Here is a 15,166-nt window from a genome sequence, read left to right on the forward strand (position 1 = left end):
TGTAAAACTAAGAAACTGCAATTTAATATTTTGGGATAAAATAAATTATTTTTGGTTTAATATTTTTTTTTGCGAGCTCTTCCCGCTATGCGTTCCACCCTAGCGCTAGCGAACTGGCTAAGCAATCTTTTGTGCCCGGCCCGGACAAAAGGATTTCCACTTCTATCTGGGATAGGGCTGCCGGGCTAGGTTTGGTACTTGTACTACTGCGTATTTGAATCCACTTGCTGTATATTTTCAAAGGATCGGATCCGGTCTAGGTTTTTCTTTAAAATGACGCTCTTTTTTTAAAGCCTTTTTGAGATTCCGGGCAATAGTAGTACCTTAGCCATAGACAAAGAAATCCGCAAGAATGGAACCCCGGCCCTATATCAGACTCTCAACCCTTAATGATATGATCCAAGATACGCTAAACGCGCGTTTTGAGGGAGAGCGTTTCTGGGTACTGGCCGATATCACCAATCATTCCTATAAGGCTGATAAAAAGATCCATTATTTCGAGCTGGTGGAAAAGGCGCAGAGCGTCAATGCGATCACCGCCAAAATGATGGGCAAATCATGGGGCGGGGGAGCCGTTCGCATTGAAGAGTTTGAAAAAAACACAGGGCAGGCCTTTACCAATAACCTGCATGTGCTGGTACAGGTGAGTGTTGATTATCATCCTTTGTACGGTTTGTCTGTGAGTGTGCTGGATATCGACAGCAATTTTATGCTTGGAATACTCGAGCAGCAGCGAAATGCAACCCTGGAGCGCCTGGTAAGGGAAAATGAATATATCCAGAAAGCAGGAGATGGTTACTCGACCTATAACAGTCGTCTGCAGCTTGCGGCGGTTATCCAGAGGGTAGCGGTGCTGTCTTCGAGCAGCTCGGCAGGGAATGAGGATTTCCGCCATACGATGCAGCATAATAATTTTGGGTATGTTTTCCAGATTGATGATTATTATACCATTGTACAGGGAGATAACAACGCCAAACTATTTTTGAATAAACTCATTGAGATTTATAATACTCGAATCCCATACGATGCTGTTGTGATTAACAGGGGCGGAGGCTCACAGTCTGATTTTTTGATTTTTGACAACTACAATATCGGACGTGCAGTGGCCAAGTTTCCCATTCCGGTTATCACCGGGATAGGGCACCAGAAAAATGTCAGTATAGCAGACCTGATGGCCCATACCCATACCAAAACCCCAACCAAAGCCGCTGAGTTTATCATTGCCCATAACCGAAGTTTTGAGCTTTCAATACTCGCGCTCCAGCAAAATATTGTCATCAAATCACAGCAGCTTTTTCATGTCCATCACAAAGAATTGCATGAGCTTAAAAACACCATTTCCCGCAATGCAAGGGAACTGATGCAGCTGCACGGGGAAGAGCTCACGCTCACCTATCATCAGATTATAATCAGTTCAAGGGCGGTTCTGTACGGGCACCAAAAAAAACTTATCCTTCTTGCACATCAACTCGCGCAGGAGCCCAGAATGCTGTTCCAGCAGCAGAAAAATGACTTGGGGAATATAAAAAATAGCATAAAGAACGCTGCGAGTGAGTATCTTCGCCATGAGAAGCTTACGTTGGACTACCAACAGAAAAGCATTAAAATGATGTCCCCGCAAAATATCCTTCGCAAAGGGTATGCAATTGTGAAGTCGGGTGGAAAAATTATCAGCAGCGCCCAGAACATAGAGGCCGGCCAGGGGATAGAAGTGATACTCAGGGACGCCAAACTAAAAAGTACCGTTAAAGAAAAAACACAATATGATGGAAGAGAAACTGACCTATGAGGCGGCAAAGTCCGAGCTGACAGCCATTTCAAAAGAAATAGAAAGCGAAGAAATATCAGTGGACCAGCTCGCTGCAAAAGTCAAAAGGGCATCAGATCTTATCGAGTTCTGTCAGGCCAAGCTTAAAAACACAGAAGAGGAAGTGAATAAAATCATCAGCAGGATGGACAATACTGAGAACTAAATAATGGAGCTATCAATTTATTTTATAGGATCCTCAATTGGGATTCAGTAAATAATTTTATTTTTGGTGCTGAACAGCATCTGTATTATTTAAATTAATTGCAATGGAAAAGGGGATGAAACTGAAGGTTCGAAAAGAGCTTGACGGCAAACAGCAGTCCAATATTATTAAATTAAAAGGGAGCCTGATCTCAAAGGGCTACACCCAGATCATACACATTTTGGATCAGGATGAGGAGTTTCATATCAATTCCTTTGATATTGAGAGCGGAACGGCCGGCGAGGTGCAGGAATTTATTGCTGCTTTTATTGCCCGGGAGCAGCTTGAGGACAGTATATCTATTTTTAGTTAATGGCGCTGAGTTGAGTTTTAATTTAATATTATTTTTCAGGAGCTTTTTCCGCTATTTGTTCCAATCTTTTGTGCCGAAACCCGGCATAAAAGGATTTCCACTTCTATCGGGGCTAGGGCTCCTGAGGAGCCCGTTTTGTAAGTATACCAAATAACCGACGCAGCTGGCCAGAGCTTTAAAGGAACAAGTTATCGATAGAAATTTTACTTTTAGAACTTCCACCATTTTTTATTCTTGTTCTTAGCTATATCGGTAGCAATACCTGAACTTAAATTCTCGCCTGGAACAGCTTTTTCATCTTTACCGAATTGCTGATCCTCTAAAGATTCCTCAGCTGAAGACTCATTGAAGTCCTTTTCAAATGGATTTTTCTGGGACTTCAAATGAGTTTGTAAATCAATGGCAGAATTAGTATTATCTGCTTCATTCGATTCTAAAATGGAATCATCAGTGATTCTCTTCATAAATCGGAAATTGAAGTCTATTGGCTTTTCCTTGCCAATTTCAAAAAAGTCAATTGTATATTGGTTTTTATCCAGGTTGAGGGCCTTGATTCTTCCTTTTTTAAATACCTCATGGAAGACCAGATCCCCGACAGCAAAAAGTTCCTTACTTTCAGTATCGGAGTTTCTAGACGGCACTTTATAGGCCTGCAGGATTTCAGGGCTAAGCTTTCCTTTACGGATGTAAAACTCCTCGCTGATTTCAAAGAGAAAACGCGATGGATATTTGTTAAGCCCCGTGGTAAAATTATATCCTTCGGAATCGGTGATGTAAAATCTTTTCTCGGCCCGGGTTACCGCTACATAGGTAAGCCTTCTTTCTTCCTCAATCGCGCGGCTTCTTCGCTCTTTTATGGACAGTGCGCTTGGAAGCACGCCTTCGGTAAAACCGCAAAGGAAAACATAGGGAAATTCCAGTCCTTTGGATATGTGTATGGTCATCAGTTTTACCTTGTCCTGATTTTCATTGTGGGTATCGAGATCCGTGTACAGGGCAATTTCCTGCAGGTATTCCTCTACGTTGACGGGCTCTTTATTTTCTTTTTCAAGCAGGAGCATAGAACTCACCAGCTCCTTGATGTTTTCCAATCGGTCCTCATCACCGTCTTTGCGGTACAACTCGGCCAGGCCGCTTCTCTCGAGAATCTCTTTGACCAGATCCGATATGGATTTTGTTTTGGCAATCTCTTTTAGTTCGGCGATCAAATCCAAAAATTCAGCCGCCCCTTTTTTAGCCAATTCCTTATCGGCGATGTTTTGTTCAAGCGCACTGAGAAGGGAAAGGTTTTGCTCGCGTCCCAGATAGCTCAGGCGTTCTATAAACTTCTTGCCAAGACCGCGGGAGGGATGGTTGAACATGCGAAGAAATGAAATATTATCGCCGGTCACAATAAGCCTTAAAAGGGATAAAACATCCTTAATTTCCTTTCTTTCAAAGAATTTAACACCTCCAAAAATCGTATAGAGGATATTCTCCTTGATCAAGGACTGCTCTATGTTTCTGGAGATATGATTGGCACGGTACAGTATGGTGATATCGGAATAGTTTGCCTTTTCGGTTTTAAGGATCTGCTTGATTTCCGAGGCTACCCAAAGGGATTCCTCAAAATCATTTTTGCCATGAAAATGGACCACTTCAACCCCTTCGGGTTCTCGGTAATCATATCCTTGTCTACCCTTATTTTGTTGTTTTTAATAATGTGGTTCCCAACTTTCAGGATGTTGGGCGTAGAGCGGTAGTTCTGGTTCATGATGATAGTCTCACAGTTTGGAAACATTTTATCAAAATCCACCAGATATTCGGGTTTGGCACCGCGCCATTCGTAAATGGTCTGGTCCGGATCGCCCACCACAAATAAATTCTGATGGATGCGCGAGAGCATCTCCACAAGCTCAAACTGGCTGTCGGAGCTGTCCTGGGCCTCATCTACCTGTATGTAATGTATGGTTTCCTGCCATTTTACAAGTACCTCATTAAAAGTCGTCAGGATATGTACGGTGAAATGTATCAGATCGTCAAAGTCAAGGGCATAGTTCCGCTTCTGTTTATCCAGATATTTGTGAAATACTTTCAGGGATAAATTGTCGGTCTTTTCGTCCTCAAAACTTTTATTGGCCAGAATATAGCTTAAATAATCCGAGGTGCCTTTTGATTTGGAAATGAACTGCAGAACCTGTTTGAAAGTCAGGTTTTTGGAGTTGATATCCAGCTCGTTAAAGACTTCGCGAAGGATCGTCTTTTGATCTTCCGCGTCCAGTATAATAAAATTTTTGGGATACTGGATCTTGTTTATTTCCTCGCGGAGAAACCGCACGCAAAAACCATGGTAGGTGGTGATAAGGCTCACATCATAGGTGTCGCCGATGAGCATTTTTACCCTTTTTTTCATTTCCTGCGCTGCCTTGTTGGTAAAGGTCACGCAAAGTATGTTGGAAGAATTTATTCCGAGCCTGTCCACGATATAGGCAAACCTTGAGGTAAGGGCTTTTGTTTTTCCTGATCCGGCCCCGGCAATCACGCGTACATACCCTTCGGTAGTTTTCACCGCCTGAAGCTGTTTTTGGTTTAGGTTCTCTAAAATTGGATCAGTCATTTCGTTTTTTTTCTTTAGGGATAGTACAGTTTTTTAGGATCGTATCGGGCTTATTTAAAAGCAGATAAAATCAAAAAATCCTGAAAAGAATTTACCATAAAAATACTAAATTCTTTTCAAGATCCCTTACTGTCATAATAGTACGACTGTTAAATATCCGATAGCTTGGAAGGGTCAGTAGCCTCGGCAATACTTTTTCCCTCAGGATTGTTTTTTTTGTCCGCATCATTGAGGTCATCCTCCTGATAATCATTCAGGCGGCCGGCTTCTCCAGTTCCTGCTCCGGGCTGCATGCTTCCCGAACCGCTGTAGGCGCTGTTTGCATTTTCGTTTGTGTTTTCCTCGTTCTGTTGTGTGTTTTTATTCGTTTCCATGATTTTCATTTTTATGGGTTTTCTCCTTATGGTTTTTAAGTAGCTCCCGTGCCTGTTTGAGTCCGGTGGCTATGGCAGCTCCTTCTTCCATGCCGTCCTGAAGCAGGGCATTGGCTATCTCGACAGCTTTCTCTCGTAGCTCTTCGGGTTGGTTTTTATAAGATGGGGGATAGTCCCCGTTGTACCACGGCATGATATTAGTTGTTTTCTGCCAGGTAATCCCTGACGTCATCCACTCTGGTACCTGCGGCCTTCACGGCACTTTTTAATGTTTCCTGCGGTACATTGAACTTTTCAGACCAGTACTGCACCTCGTATGATTCATTGATATTGATTTGCGAATCATCTGCTTTCCCTGTTTTTGATTTATCATCCATAATTTTTTGCATTTAATAGTTTATCTAAAGTTACCATAACAAGCAAAGAATCCTGTTATAGGATAAAAGCTGATTTTTACAGGATTGCAATGATACGCAGAGATAATTCATTTGAAAACGGATCAGTTCGGGTTATCTCACCTGACGAAAGGTAAGGTTGATCCTGGGCAGCACTTCCCGGGCTGTTTTGGGCACCTGATGTTCCCAATAGGTATTGGTATGTCCTGCCATAAGCAGAAAAGTTCCATGGTGCAGGGGTATCTCAATTGGCGGAATGTGTTTGAGGGTTTTATGGCGCAGACGAAAAAGGCGCGTTTCCCCAAAGGTTACCGAGGCGATGTTCATGTCCTTGTTGGTGCTGGTGGTTTTATCGCTGTGCCAGCCCACACCATCACTGCCGTCCCTGTAGAGATTAAGCAGCACGGCATTAAATTCAATACCGGTATGCTGCTCCACGCGCTCCCTGATCTGAAGCAGTGCTGAGGGCCAGTCGAGATTTGACTTTCTTTCTGGTCTTCTTGTCTCCCCATACCACGAAATCATTCTGGGCGCCGTGACCACCTTGTCGTACATCGGCATTTCATATTCCCTCCACTGGGTGGTATGGTATAAAAAATTATAGTAATAATCGGATTCTTCCTTACTGAAAAAATTATCAATCAGCATCAGATCCGCATCAGGGACGTCAAAGGTTCTTTTGCCGCCTTTGCCTGATGAAAAAAATTCGGTGTCATCAAATAGCATCATTTTCATAAGTTTTAAATTGTACATACTTTATAACCATAACCTGATAATCAAATAAAAAAAAAGTATTATTAATTGGTCATCTTCAGCCTTGGCAGGTTGATTTCATGTTCCTGCGGGTAGGGCTGGCGGTCGGTCATACTTACATCTTCCCGCAGCTGTTCGTGGACTGTAAACTGCCGCTCATCAGAGTTGGAATACCTGGGATCGGCAATAAAGGGCATCTTGGCCATTTTGGAAACCGTAATGGTAGGGAAGTGGTAATCCACTTCCACATGGCCCAGAAGCAGATAACAGCCGCCTCCCTGGAAAGGATATTCTTTTAAGCTTCCTGTGAAATGGGCCGTGTCAAAAAGCTCTCCTTCGGCGTCAATCCAGGTTCCGAAATACATCGCGCCCATCTTGGTAGGCACGTGTTTGCGCGAGATCAGATAGGCCAGCATTCGGACTGTTTTTTTATGATGCCCCAGAAGATCCTTGGCCATTACATCACCGCGGAATTTTGTCTGCAGCAGATCAAAAGGCGAACAGGAAACAGGGAAACTTAAAAGCTCGATCTCATCAAAGGCATCTTCAAAGGCAGAGCGCGCCAGCTCGGGCAGTTCATATTCCTTGACCGGCTCCTGAATGAGCATCAGGCTCCGGTTCTCGGGCTTGAAATTTACCATGATAAGCCGGGCAATCACAAGCAATTGATTTTTTGTCTTTCCCGTAAAGCGGAAGGCGCCAATAAAAATCAAAATCTGTATACCCTCGATACCGATGGGAATGCGGTTAATAAAATCCTCGAGTGACTTATAATCCCCGTTTTGTTCCCGTTCTGTTTGTATTTGTATCGCGATTTTGTATTCAAGGCTCTGCAGGTGCATAAATCCCAGATAGACATCTGATCCGTAAAGGGTGGTTTCAAACTCGCTTTTATTCACGCATGGATTATGAATTTTAGCCCCTGACATCCTTGCTTCATGTAAATAGACCTCTGTCCGGTAAAAACCGCCCTGATTGTTGATGACCGCGACCATAAATTCGATGGGATAGTGCACTTTCAGGTAAAGGCTCTGGTAGCTCTCCACGGCATAGGAAGCAGAGTGCGCCTTGCAGAACGAGTATCCGGCAAAAGATTCAATCTGGCGGTATATTTCCTCGCTGAGTTTTTCCGGATGTCCCTGCGCTTTACACGAGGCAAAGAAATTATCCTTCACTTTCTGTAGTGCGGCTTTCGACCTTCCTTTGCCTGACATCGCACGGCGCAGGATATCCCCATCCGCAGCCGGAAGTCCCCCATAGTGAAGGGCGATTTTGATGACATCTTCCTGATACACCATAATCCCATAGGTTTCCCCAAGCTGCTGCTCGAATACCGGATGGAAATATTCGAATTTATCGGGATGGTTATGGCGAAAAATATATTCCTTCATCATTCCCGACTGGGCTACCCCGGGACGGATGATCGATGATGCCGCTACAAGGGTTTTGTAATTGTTGCATTTAAGACGGCGCAACAGCCCACGCATGGCGGGGCTTTCAATATAAAAACAGCCGATAGTTTTACCTATTCCCAAAAACGCATTGCAGCTGGCTTCATTTTTTGACATCGAGGTATCACGGATATTCAGGCGAATACCCCTGTTTTTCTCAATAAGCTTCACGCTGTCATCAATATGGCCAATACCACGTTGGCTCAGGATATCGAATTTTTCAAGGCCGATGTCCTCGGCTATATGCATGTCAAAAAGCACAATGGGAAAACCTTTTGGAGGCATTTCCAGGGGCGTGTAATTCGTTATCGGCTCTTCTGAGATCAGGATCCCGCAGGAGTGCATGCTTCGCTGGTTTGGGTATTTTTCGAGCAGCATTCCATATTCCTGAACCTGTTTTACGACCTTATTTGTTGAATGGAGCTCCATAGGGTTTTTAGCCAGCGCGTCGAGCTCTTCCTTTGGAAGCCCGAAAACTTTTCCGACTTCACGAAAAATGGAACGGTATTTAAATTCCACGTTGGTGCCGCAGAAAGCCACATGCTCGTAACCATAGCGGGAGAAAATATATTCCAGGATGGTGTCGCGCTCTTTCCAGCTCCAGTCAATATCAAAATCAGGAGGACTCTTGCGGTTCAGGTTCAGAAAACGCTCAAAATACAGGTCAAGCTCGAGCGGACAAATATCGGTAATGCCCAGGCAGTAGGCGATGATACTGTTGGCTCCGCTTCCCCTTCCGATATGAAGAAATCCCTGTGAGTTGCTGAATCGGATGATGTCCCAGGTTATCAGGAAATAACCGCTGAACTGGAGCTGGTCAATAACTTTCAGCTCCTTGAACATTCTGGATTTGGCCTCTGCATTATTTTTACCATAGCGCCATTCCAGGCCCTGCTTTGCCAGGGTGGTCAGAAGATTCATATCATCCTTTCGGTTATTGGTATAGAATTTCTTGTTTTTAGGCGATGCAAAATCAAATTCAAAATGGCAGTTGGCTACTATTTTCTCGGTATTTAAAATAATCTGGGGATATTCGGTGTAACACGACAATAGCGTTTCGAGTGGTACCATCACTTCGGTGGGACTGCAGTAATCAGAAGGGGTAAGCCTTGAAAGAATAAGGTTCATATCGATAGCCCTAAGGATCCGGTGCAGGTTATATTCCCTTTTGGTACGAAAGGTAACCGGATGCAGAATGACCATTTTAATCTGTCTTTTTTTCCAGTCCGATAACACCAGTTTGGGAAGCTGATCGGGACGAATGCCGATGTATTCATTATCACGAAGTAATTCAGGAACATTCTCCAGCGGATAGATAATAAAAACATCCTTAAAATCAGGAGCCGAGAAGGGCAGGGATGTTTTTTCAAAATTATGTTTTGTCAAAAAGCGGTTCATCTCTGCAAGACCCGATGCATTTTTGGCAAGGCCTATGTAGCGCAGCTTGTGTTCACATCGAAATTCCATACCGACAATGGGCTTAATGCCTGCAGTCTTGCATCCTTTTATAAAATCATAGATTCCGGTAACCGTATTAATGTCGGTTAGTGCCATAGCTTTAACGCCTGAGGCAACAGCCTGGGAAATCAACTCCTCAAGGGGAATAGTGCCATAACGAAGCGAATGGAAGCAGTGACAATTGAGATACATCTATTCTGATTTACGTTTTAAAATTTCATTTTTATTGTTGGGCTTAAATGAGGCCCCTGCGCAGCGCATCACAGCGTCAAAGCCATATCTAGTCTTCATTCGGTCCATGGCCTGATAGAGCGAGAGCATTTCCTGGGTATCCTCAAACAGATCAATTTGGTAAGTGCCACGGACCAGTCCGCTGAACCGCACGCCGATTAGGCGAAGGCGCATACGGCGCTGGTAGAGTTTTTCAAAAAGGTCCGTTACGGTTTTGGTCAGGATATGATCGGCTGACGTGTAATGTACCCGGCACTGTTTGGTTTCGGTATCAAAGTTGGCATATCGTATTTTGATAGTAACAGTTGAAGTTAGCCACTCTTCAGATCGCAATTGAAAAGCCAGTTTTTCCACCATTCCAAGAATTACTCTTTTGAGCCTGTCAATATCAATAGTATCCTGGGAAAAAGTATGTTCGGTGGAAATAGATTTTCTTTCGGTATAAGGTTCTACTGGATTATTGTCAATACCATTGGCTTTTTTCCAGAGCTCAGAACCATTTTTGCCGATCATCTGCTGCAATACTTCACATGGCATTTTAGAAAGGGTTTCAATTTTTCTGATACCGATTCTTGATAGCAGCTGAAAGGTCTTTTCACCTACCATGGGTATTTTCTGAATGGATAAGGGATTTAAAAAAGACTGCACTAAATGCTCAGGAATCTCTAAATTCTGTTTTTGTTTTCCTTCTCCTGTCCCGATTTTCGATACGGTCTTGTTAATCGAAAGGGCAAAGGTGAGGGGCAGTCCGGTTTCTTTTGTGATGGTCTGGGCCAGCTCATTTGTCCATTTGTAGCTGCCATGGAACTTGTCCATGCCGGTGATGTCCAGGTAAAATTCATCGATGCTGGCTTTCTCCACAACTGGGGCTTTTTCCTGAATGATTTCGGTGATATCATGGGAAAGGCGCGAGTATAATTCCATATCGCCTTTCATGATTTTGGCCTGCGGGCAGAGCTTCATGGCCATGTGGATGGGCATGGCAGATCGCACCCCGAATCTTCGGGCTTCATAAGAGCAGGAAGCTACAACACCCCTTTCACCGCCCCCGATAATCAGCGGTATTCCATTAAGTGCAGAATTAGTAAGTCTTTCGCAGGACACGAAAAACGTATTCATATCGATATGTACAATTGACCTTTCCATCTTCTTTTCTCATTTTTATACCAATCAAAATTAGTACAGATAATAACAATATTTGAAATTAATATGTTCTAATTTGGAACAAATTTATGCAATCAGTTTTTTCTGATAGTGGGGTAGCGTGTAAATATTGGAAACTTTAAAAAACAGCAAGATTAAGAAATGGTAAAAAGATATTTTTTTAATGTGTTTTTTCTGAATTATGCCTTATCTTTACAATCCCCTTATCAAATTCAGGATATCATTTTGCAGTTTTAAAATGACGCGTGCCTTTACTTTGGAATATTGTTTATCCAAAGCAGCTTCCTATTTATTGTTTAATGTAAATTGTAGAAAAATGGCATTTGAAAATTACAATTCCAAAAGGTTTATTTACATGGCCGATGACGACAGCGATGACAGGGAGTTCTTTGCTGATGCGCTGAGCGAAATTGAGCGTGATGTTATCCTAAAACAGGCCCCCGACGGCATGCATCTAATGGAGAGCCTGCTTACGCTTTCCGAATCAGAGCTTCCCGATTTTATTTTCCTTGATATCAATATGCCGGGAAAAACAGGACTGGAATGTCTTCAGGAGATTAGAAATCTTTCCGGAGGTCTGAAAGAAGTAAATATTGTGATGCTTTCCACAAGCAGTGATCCGGAAAATATCCGCAGGGCATCAGAGCTCGGTGCTACTTTTTATGCGGTAAAGCCCAGCTGTTTTGAGAGGCTTAAATCTTTGCTTGAAGAGGTGCTGTCGATGGATCTTGTTGGGGCGGGTGAAGGAAATAAAAAGTTTCTTTTGGTTTAGTTTCTTTTTTTTTTAGTTTAGTCATAAGTGACCTTAATAAACTTGCTGCTATCGAAAACGCGATTTAATTAGCGGGTTGCGGGCAGGATAATGTTTCTGAAGATCGAAATTCACCCAATAGCTGTTTTTGATCATTTACGGATCTTTCTTTACTGTTTCGAAATAAAGCTTTTTTCTCTTTTTGATGTACAAATGGGCAAAAATCTAATTGGGATGATGAGCATCGTCAATTGTATTTAATAATGTTTTTTAGGAGCTAATCCCGCTATCCGTTACAATCTTTTGTGCCGAACACCGGCACAAAAGGATTTCCTCTTCTATCGGGGCTAGGGATGCTTCGGGGTATCACTCTAGTTTGCTACAATCCAGAGCAATAGGGCTTATCGGTTTTTTAAAGTTTATTTTTATTGCTATTAACGTTTATCTAAAATCAGTAAATCTTTTTTCTAAATCATATAACCATTTTACTCTCTTTTTTTGAGTAACTGATTTTACCATGTTATGGCTGATCCAGTTTAAATTTTTATATCCCATAGTTTTAAAAACACTTCTAAGCATTGCTTTTTTAATTAAATTTCCGATTAGCAGGGAGTACATTATCCTGGGTTTGTTCATTGTGGTGATAATAGTTACACCTTTTAAATTTTTCAACAGTGGTATAAGCCCAAAACCTCTGGGATGATGGTCATAAACTATACCGGGGGAGAGAACCCTATCGATAAATCCTTTGGTCATGGCAGGCATCAGATCCCACCAAATGGGAAATATGAAAATCAAATGACCTGCGTTTTTTAAACGATTGCTGTAATCTATAACCTGAGGATCAATTGGAGTATGGTCTACAAAGGCTTTCAGGTCTTCTTTAGACATTGCCGGATTGAAATTATCATTATCCAGATGGATAAGATCTACCTGATGCTTCCCTTTTTGAAGTCCAGTGGTAACTGCTCCTAAAATGGCGTTACAGTAACTTTTTTCATAGGGGTGATTGAACACAATAACTACTCTCATTTTTTTGAATTGTTTACGATTTACAATGCAAAGATGCTGGAGTAAGAGGTATTGGGACGATAACAATTGTTAAGAAATATAGACTGCGAAATCGTCTTTGATGAATTAAAGCTGGATTACTCCAGTTCAATACAATCAAAATGATAGGATCTGAGAAGATTGATTACTTTTTTGCAAATGTTTTTTTTACTTTCAATACGCAGAATTTTATCACAATCTTCAAGGTCAAAATTCCACTTTATGTCCTGGAAGTCTGAATCAAGAACAGCTTTTAATTTTTTGATTTGTGCCTTATTTTTGACTGATGTTTTAAATACGTGTATCATAGCCTTGCAATTTCCCTGTATGGTAATTAAAGCACAAAATTGGCAAATCATCAAGCAGACTATCGATAACAATTGTTAAAAAAATTTTTATCGCCTGTTACGAATCCTGCTGAGCGATACTGAAGTGATACCTAAATAGGAAGCTATGTAATGCTGCGGGATGCGTTGTATGATTTCGGGATGCTCTGCCAGCAGCTGCTCATAACGCTGTTGAGGGGTATTTTTTAGATAGGAAAAGAAAACCTGCTGGTTTTTTAGAAGCCTCATGTATAAATGCTCGATTATATTATCTTTTAGTTCTGGTGAATTCTGCAGAGTATCCTGAAAGTCTTTTTGGGTGATGGTTTGGATAACACAGGGCTCAATGCTTTCAATAGTGTACAGGCTGGGTTTGCCGGTCATAAAGCTTTCAATGGATGACACGCCGCCGCCCTCAAAAAAGAATTGTGTTGTTATGTCCTTCCCGTTATTGTTTATCCAGGTTCTCAAACACCCTTTTTCTATGAAAAACATGGTTTTTGAAATGCTGCCTTCTTCCAGCAGTATGGTCCTGGCTGGAACCTCTATTTGCTTGAAAAGGGGTTTAAAAATACTCCATCTATCGGTATTGGCTTGTGTTTTTTTTGACATGAATATATTCTTTATTTAACCCAAAAGGATTATTTATACTACTGTTTGATTACTGCCCGATGTGGCGGTCAGAGGCACATTTTTAGTATGCCGTAACTTTTAGTCTATTTTGTCTTTATGATATCCCTTGAGCCACTGTTCCATTTTCTGGAGCAGCTGTACCTCTTTGGGATCGCCTGTAGGATCGGTGAGCCCGGTGATGGTCCTTTGGTAACTGAACCTCTTATTTTCAAAAAGACAGGTGAATTTTGGAGGCTCGTTGTGTGAGACCAGCCATTTGCCATCACTGGTGCCTTTAATCTCAAATTTCTTCATATCTCATGCTCCCTTAGAATCTGCTGTGGTAATTTTTCAAGCCCCCTAGGATAAACGGCAAAGTTAAGGGTTTATTTCTATTTCGGGCGTTTATGTTACCCGTCAGGTGCTCTTCCCGTTATACGTTGCACCCGAGCGCCAGCGAGCTGGCGAAGCAATCTCTTGTGCCCAGCCTTGGTACAAGAGGATTTTCCGCTTCTCGGGGCTATAGTAGGGTCATCACTGTTGTTTTGTTGTAATCCAGAGTATAAAACTTATAGGTTCTTTAAAATATACCACCTTTTGCCATAAAACGTAAAGTAATAGTATCAATCAATAAAGTTATCGCTAAACTATTTTACTTATTAAGTATTAATACGTATTATTGTAAAAGAAGAACTACGTATTTTTAACCAAACCATTTTTTTTTTAACCATCAGTATTCTTTATAAAACATACTGAAAACATCATGATTTTATGAAACTAAAATTCATACCTTTTATGATTTTGCCCCTGATTGGATTCTCACAGCAGAACAATACAATACCGGCAGACTCCATAAAAGCATCCAATGTTTTTATGCTCGGGGAAGTGATCATTACCGGTCACCAGAATAAGGATACCTTAAACAGGGTAAGTGCAAAAGCAATGCAATCGCAGCATAAAATGGATGTTTCCAGGGCCCTCAATATGCTTCCGGGTGTTACGCTAACCGCATCAGGTCCAAGAAACGAATCCATGGTTTCTATCAGGGGATTTGATTTAAGGCAGGTGCCGGTCTATATGGACGGGATTCCGGTGTATGTTCCCTATGACGGCTATGTTGACCTGGCCCGTTTTACCACTTATGATCTGGCGGCCATTGATGTTTCAAAAGGGTTTTCATCTGTGCTGTACGGTCCCAATTCACTGGGCGGGGCCATTAACCTAGTCTCCAGAAAGCCATCAAAGAAACTGGAATATGACGGCTCGCTCGGAATGATAAACAGCAATGGCTATAGGGCAAACATCAATGTGGGCTCAAATCTGGGAAAATTTTACCTTCAGGGAGGATTTTCTTATTTAGAGAGAAATTCAACCCGGATGCCATCGGGTTTTGCTGCGATGAAAAATGAGGATGGGGAAGAGAGGGACAATTCTTACCGCACCGATCAGAAAATAAGTTTCAAAATAGGGTGGACCCCAAATAAAAAAAGCGAGTATGCACTTGGCTATATCAACCAGCAGGGAGAAAAAGGAAACCCTGTTTATGCGGGCAGCGATACTAAAAACTCTCTTTTGGCAAACCCACGTTGAACTAAACCTCCGGTAGCTTTCGCTGCGATGATTTAGTACCTTAGTATTTATTAACGTTTAAATAATTGATAATATGGTAACTAAAAAAAA

Annotated in this window: 16 protein-coding genes; 5 read left to right on the forward strand and 11 right to left on the reverse strand. The window is 42.0% G+C overall.

Annotated elements, in window-relative coordinates; all coding sequences use genetic code 11:
- Positions 1–394: 394 nt before the first annotated feature.
- The 3 genes from ACQKCJ_RS19185 to ACQKCJ_RS19195 all read left to right on the forward strand — a co-directional run bounded on the left by ACQKCJ_RS19185 (position 395) and on the right by ACQKCJ_RS19195 (position 2,325).
- A complete protein-coding gene (locus ACQKCJ_RS19185) occupies positions 395–1,789 on the forward strand; it encodes an exodeoxyribonuclease VII large subunit (protein ID WP_427402713.1) in 1,395 nt (464 codons plus the stop codon).
- Positions 1,764–1,973, forward strand: a complete 210-nt coding sequence (gene xseB, locus ACQKCJ_RS19190) for an exodeoxyribonuclease VII small subunit (RefSeq protein ID WP_427402714.1) — start codon at positions 1,764–1,766, stop codon at positions 1,971–1,973. The genes ACQKCJ_RS19185 and xseB overlap by 26 nt, the downstream gene beginning before the upstream one ends.
- Positions 1,974–2,076: 103 nt before the next feature.
- The gene (locus tag ACQKCJ_RS19195) at positions 2,077–2,325 is read left to right on the forward strand and encodes a hypothetical protein (protein WP_427402715.1); all 249 of its coding nucleotides are present in this window, start codon (positions 2,077–2,079) and stop codon (positions 2,323–2,325) included.
- A 209-nt stretch (positions 2,326–2,534) separates the two neighbouring features.
- On the opposite strand, the gene ACQKCJ_RS19200 is transcribed toward ACQKCJ_RS19195, so the two are convergent.
- From ACQKCJ_RS19200 to dinB, 8 genes are all read right to left on the reverse strand, one after another.
- Positions 2,535–3,962 carry an ATP-dependent helicase gene (locus tag ACQKCJ_RS19200; protein ID WP_427402716.1) on the reverse strand — a complete coding sequence of 476 codons (1,428 nt, stop codon included), beginning with the start codon at positions 3,960–3,962 and terminating at the stop codon, positions 2,535–2,537.
- Positions 3,914–4,921 carry an ATP-dependent helicase gene (locus tag ACQKCJ_RS19205; protein ID WP_427402717.1) on the reverse strand — a complete coding sequence of 336 codons (1,008 nt, stop codon included), beginning with the start codon at positions 4,919–4,921 and terminating at the stop codon, positions 3,914–3,916. The genes ACQKCJ_RS19200 and ACQKCJ_RS19205 overlap by 49 nt, the downstream gene beginning before the upstream one ends.
- A 149-nt stretch (positions 4,922–5,070) precedes the next feature.
- Positions 5,071–5,295 (reverse strand): hypothetical protein, encoded by a 225-nt coding sequence (locus ACQKCJ_RS19210; protein WP_427402718.1) that lies wholly within the window; start codon positions 5,293–5,295, stop codon positions 5,071–5,073.
- Entirely contained in the window at positions 5,282–5,488 is a 207-nt protein-coding gene (locus tag ACQKCJ_RS19215; protein ID WP_427402719.1) for a hypothetical protein, read from the reverse strand. The genes ACQKCJ_RS19210 and ACQKCJ_RS19215 overlap by 14 nt, the downstream gene beginning before the upstream one ends.
- Before the next feature lie 4 nt (positions 5,489–5,492).
- Positions 5,493–5,684, reverse strand: coding sequence for a DUF3606 domain-containing protein (locus ACQKCJ_RS19220; RefSeq protein WP_427402720.1), 192 nt, complete (start codon positions 5,682–5,684; stop codon positions 5,493–5,495).
- A 120-nt stretch (positions 5,685–5,804) separates the two neighbouring features.
- The gene (locus ACQKCJ_RS19225) at positions 5,805–6,419 is read right to left on the reverse strand and encodes an alpha-ketoglutarate-dependent dioxygenase AlkB family protein (RefSeq protein ID WP_427402721.1); all 615 of its coding nucleotides are present in this window, start codon (positions 6,417–6,419) and stop codon (positions 5,805–5,807) included.
- A gap of 68 nt (positions 6,420–6,487) precedes the next feature.
- Positions 6,488–9,544, reverse strand: a complete 3,057-nt coding sequence (locus ACQKCJ_RS19230; protein ID WP_427402722.1) for a DNA polymerase III subunit alpha — start codon at positions 9,542–9,544, stop codon at positions 6,488–6,490.
- Complete coding sequence (gene dinB, locus ACQKCJ_RS19235; protein ID WP_427402723.1) at positions 9,545–10,729, reverse strand: DNA polymerase IV; 1,185 nt, start codon at positions 10,727–10,729, stop codon at positions 9,545–9,547.
- Between the two features lie 334 nt (positions 10,730–11,063).
- Here dinB and ACQKCJ_RS19240 point away from each other — a divergent pair, with 334 nt between their 5' ends.
- Positions 11,064–11,519 (forward strand): response regulator, encoded by a 456-nt coding sequence (locus ACQKCJ_RS19240; protein ID WP_427402724.1) that lies wholly within the window; start codon positions 11,064–11,066, stop codon positions 11,517–11,519.
- A gap of 420 nt (positions 11,520–11,939) precedes the next feature.
- On the opposite strand, the gene ACQKCJ_RS19245 is transcribed toward ACQKCJ_RS19240, so the two are convergent.
- The 3 genes from ACQKCJ_RS19245 to ACQKCJ_RS19255 all read right to left on the reverse strand — a co-directional run bounded on the left by ACQKCJ_RS19245 (position 11,940) and on the right by ACQKCJ_RS19255 (position 13,801).
- Complete coding sequence (locus tag ACQKCJ_RS19245; protein ID WP_427402725.1) at positions 11,940–12,530, reverse strand: NAD(P)H-dependent oxidoreductase; 591 nt, start codon at positions 12,528–12,530, stop codon at positions 11,940–11,942.
- Between the two features lie 413 nt (positions 12,531–12,943).
- On the reverse strand, positions 12,944–13,486 hold the full coding sequence (locus ACQKCJ_RS19250; RefSeq protein ID WP_427402726.1) for a Crp/Fnr family transcriptional regulator: 543 nt from the start codon (positions 13,484–13,486) through the stop codon (positions 12,944–12,946).
- A gap of 99 nt (positions 13,487–13,585) precedes the next feature.
- Positions 13,586–13,801, reverse strand: coding sequence for a hypothetical protein (locus ACQKCJ_RS19255; protein ID WP_427402727.1), 216 nt, complete (start codon positions 13,799–13,801; stop codon positions 13,586–13,588).
- A 456-nt stretch (positions 13,802–14,257) separates the two neighbouring features.
- Between ACQKCJ_RS19255 and ACQKCJ_RS19260 the strand changes: the two genes are divergently transcribed.
- A complete protein-coding gene (locus ACQKCJ_RS19260; RefSeq protein WP_083572269.1) occupies positions 14,258–15,076 on the forward strand; it encodes a TonB-dependent receptor plug domain-containing protein in 819 nt (272 codons plus the stop codon).
- Positions 15,077–15,166: the final 90 nt, after the last annotated feature.

This window comes from Flavobacterium sp. NPDC079362 (assembly GCF_050267765.1).
GTDB lineage: Bacteria > Bacteroidota > Bacteroidia > Flavobacteriales > Flavobacteriaceae > Flavobacterium > Flavobacterium azizsancarii.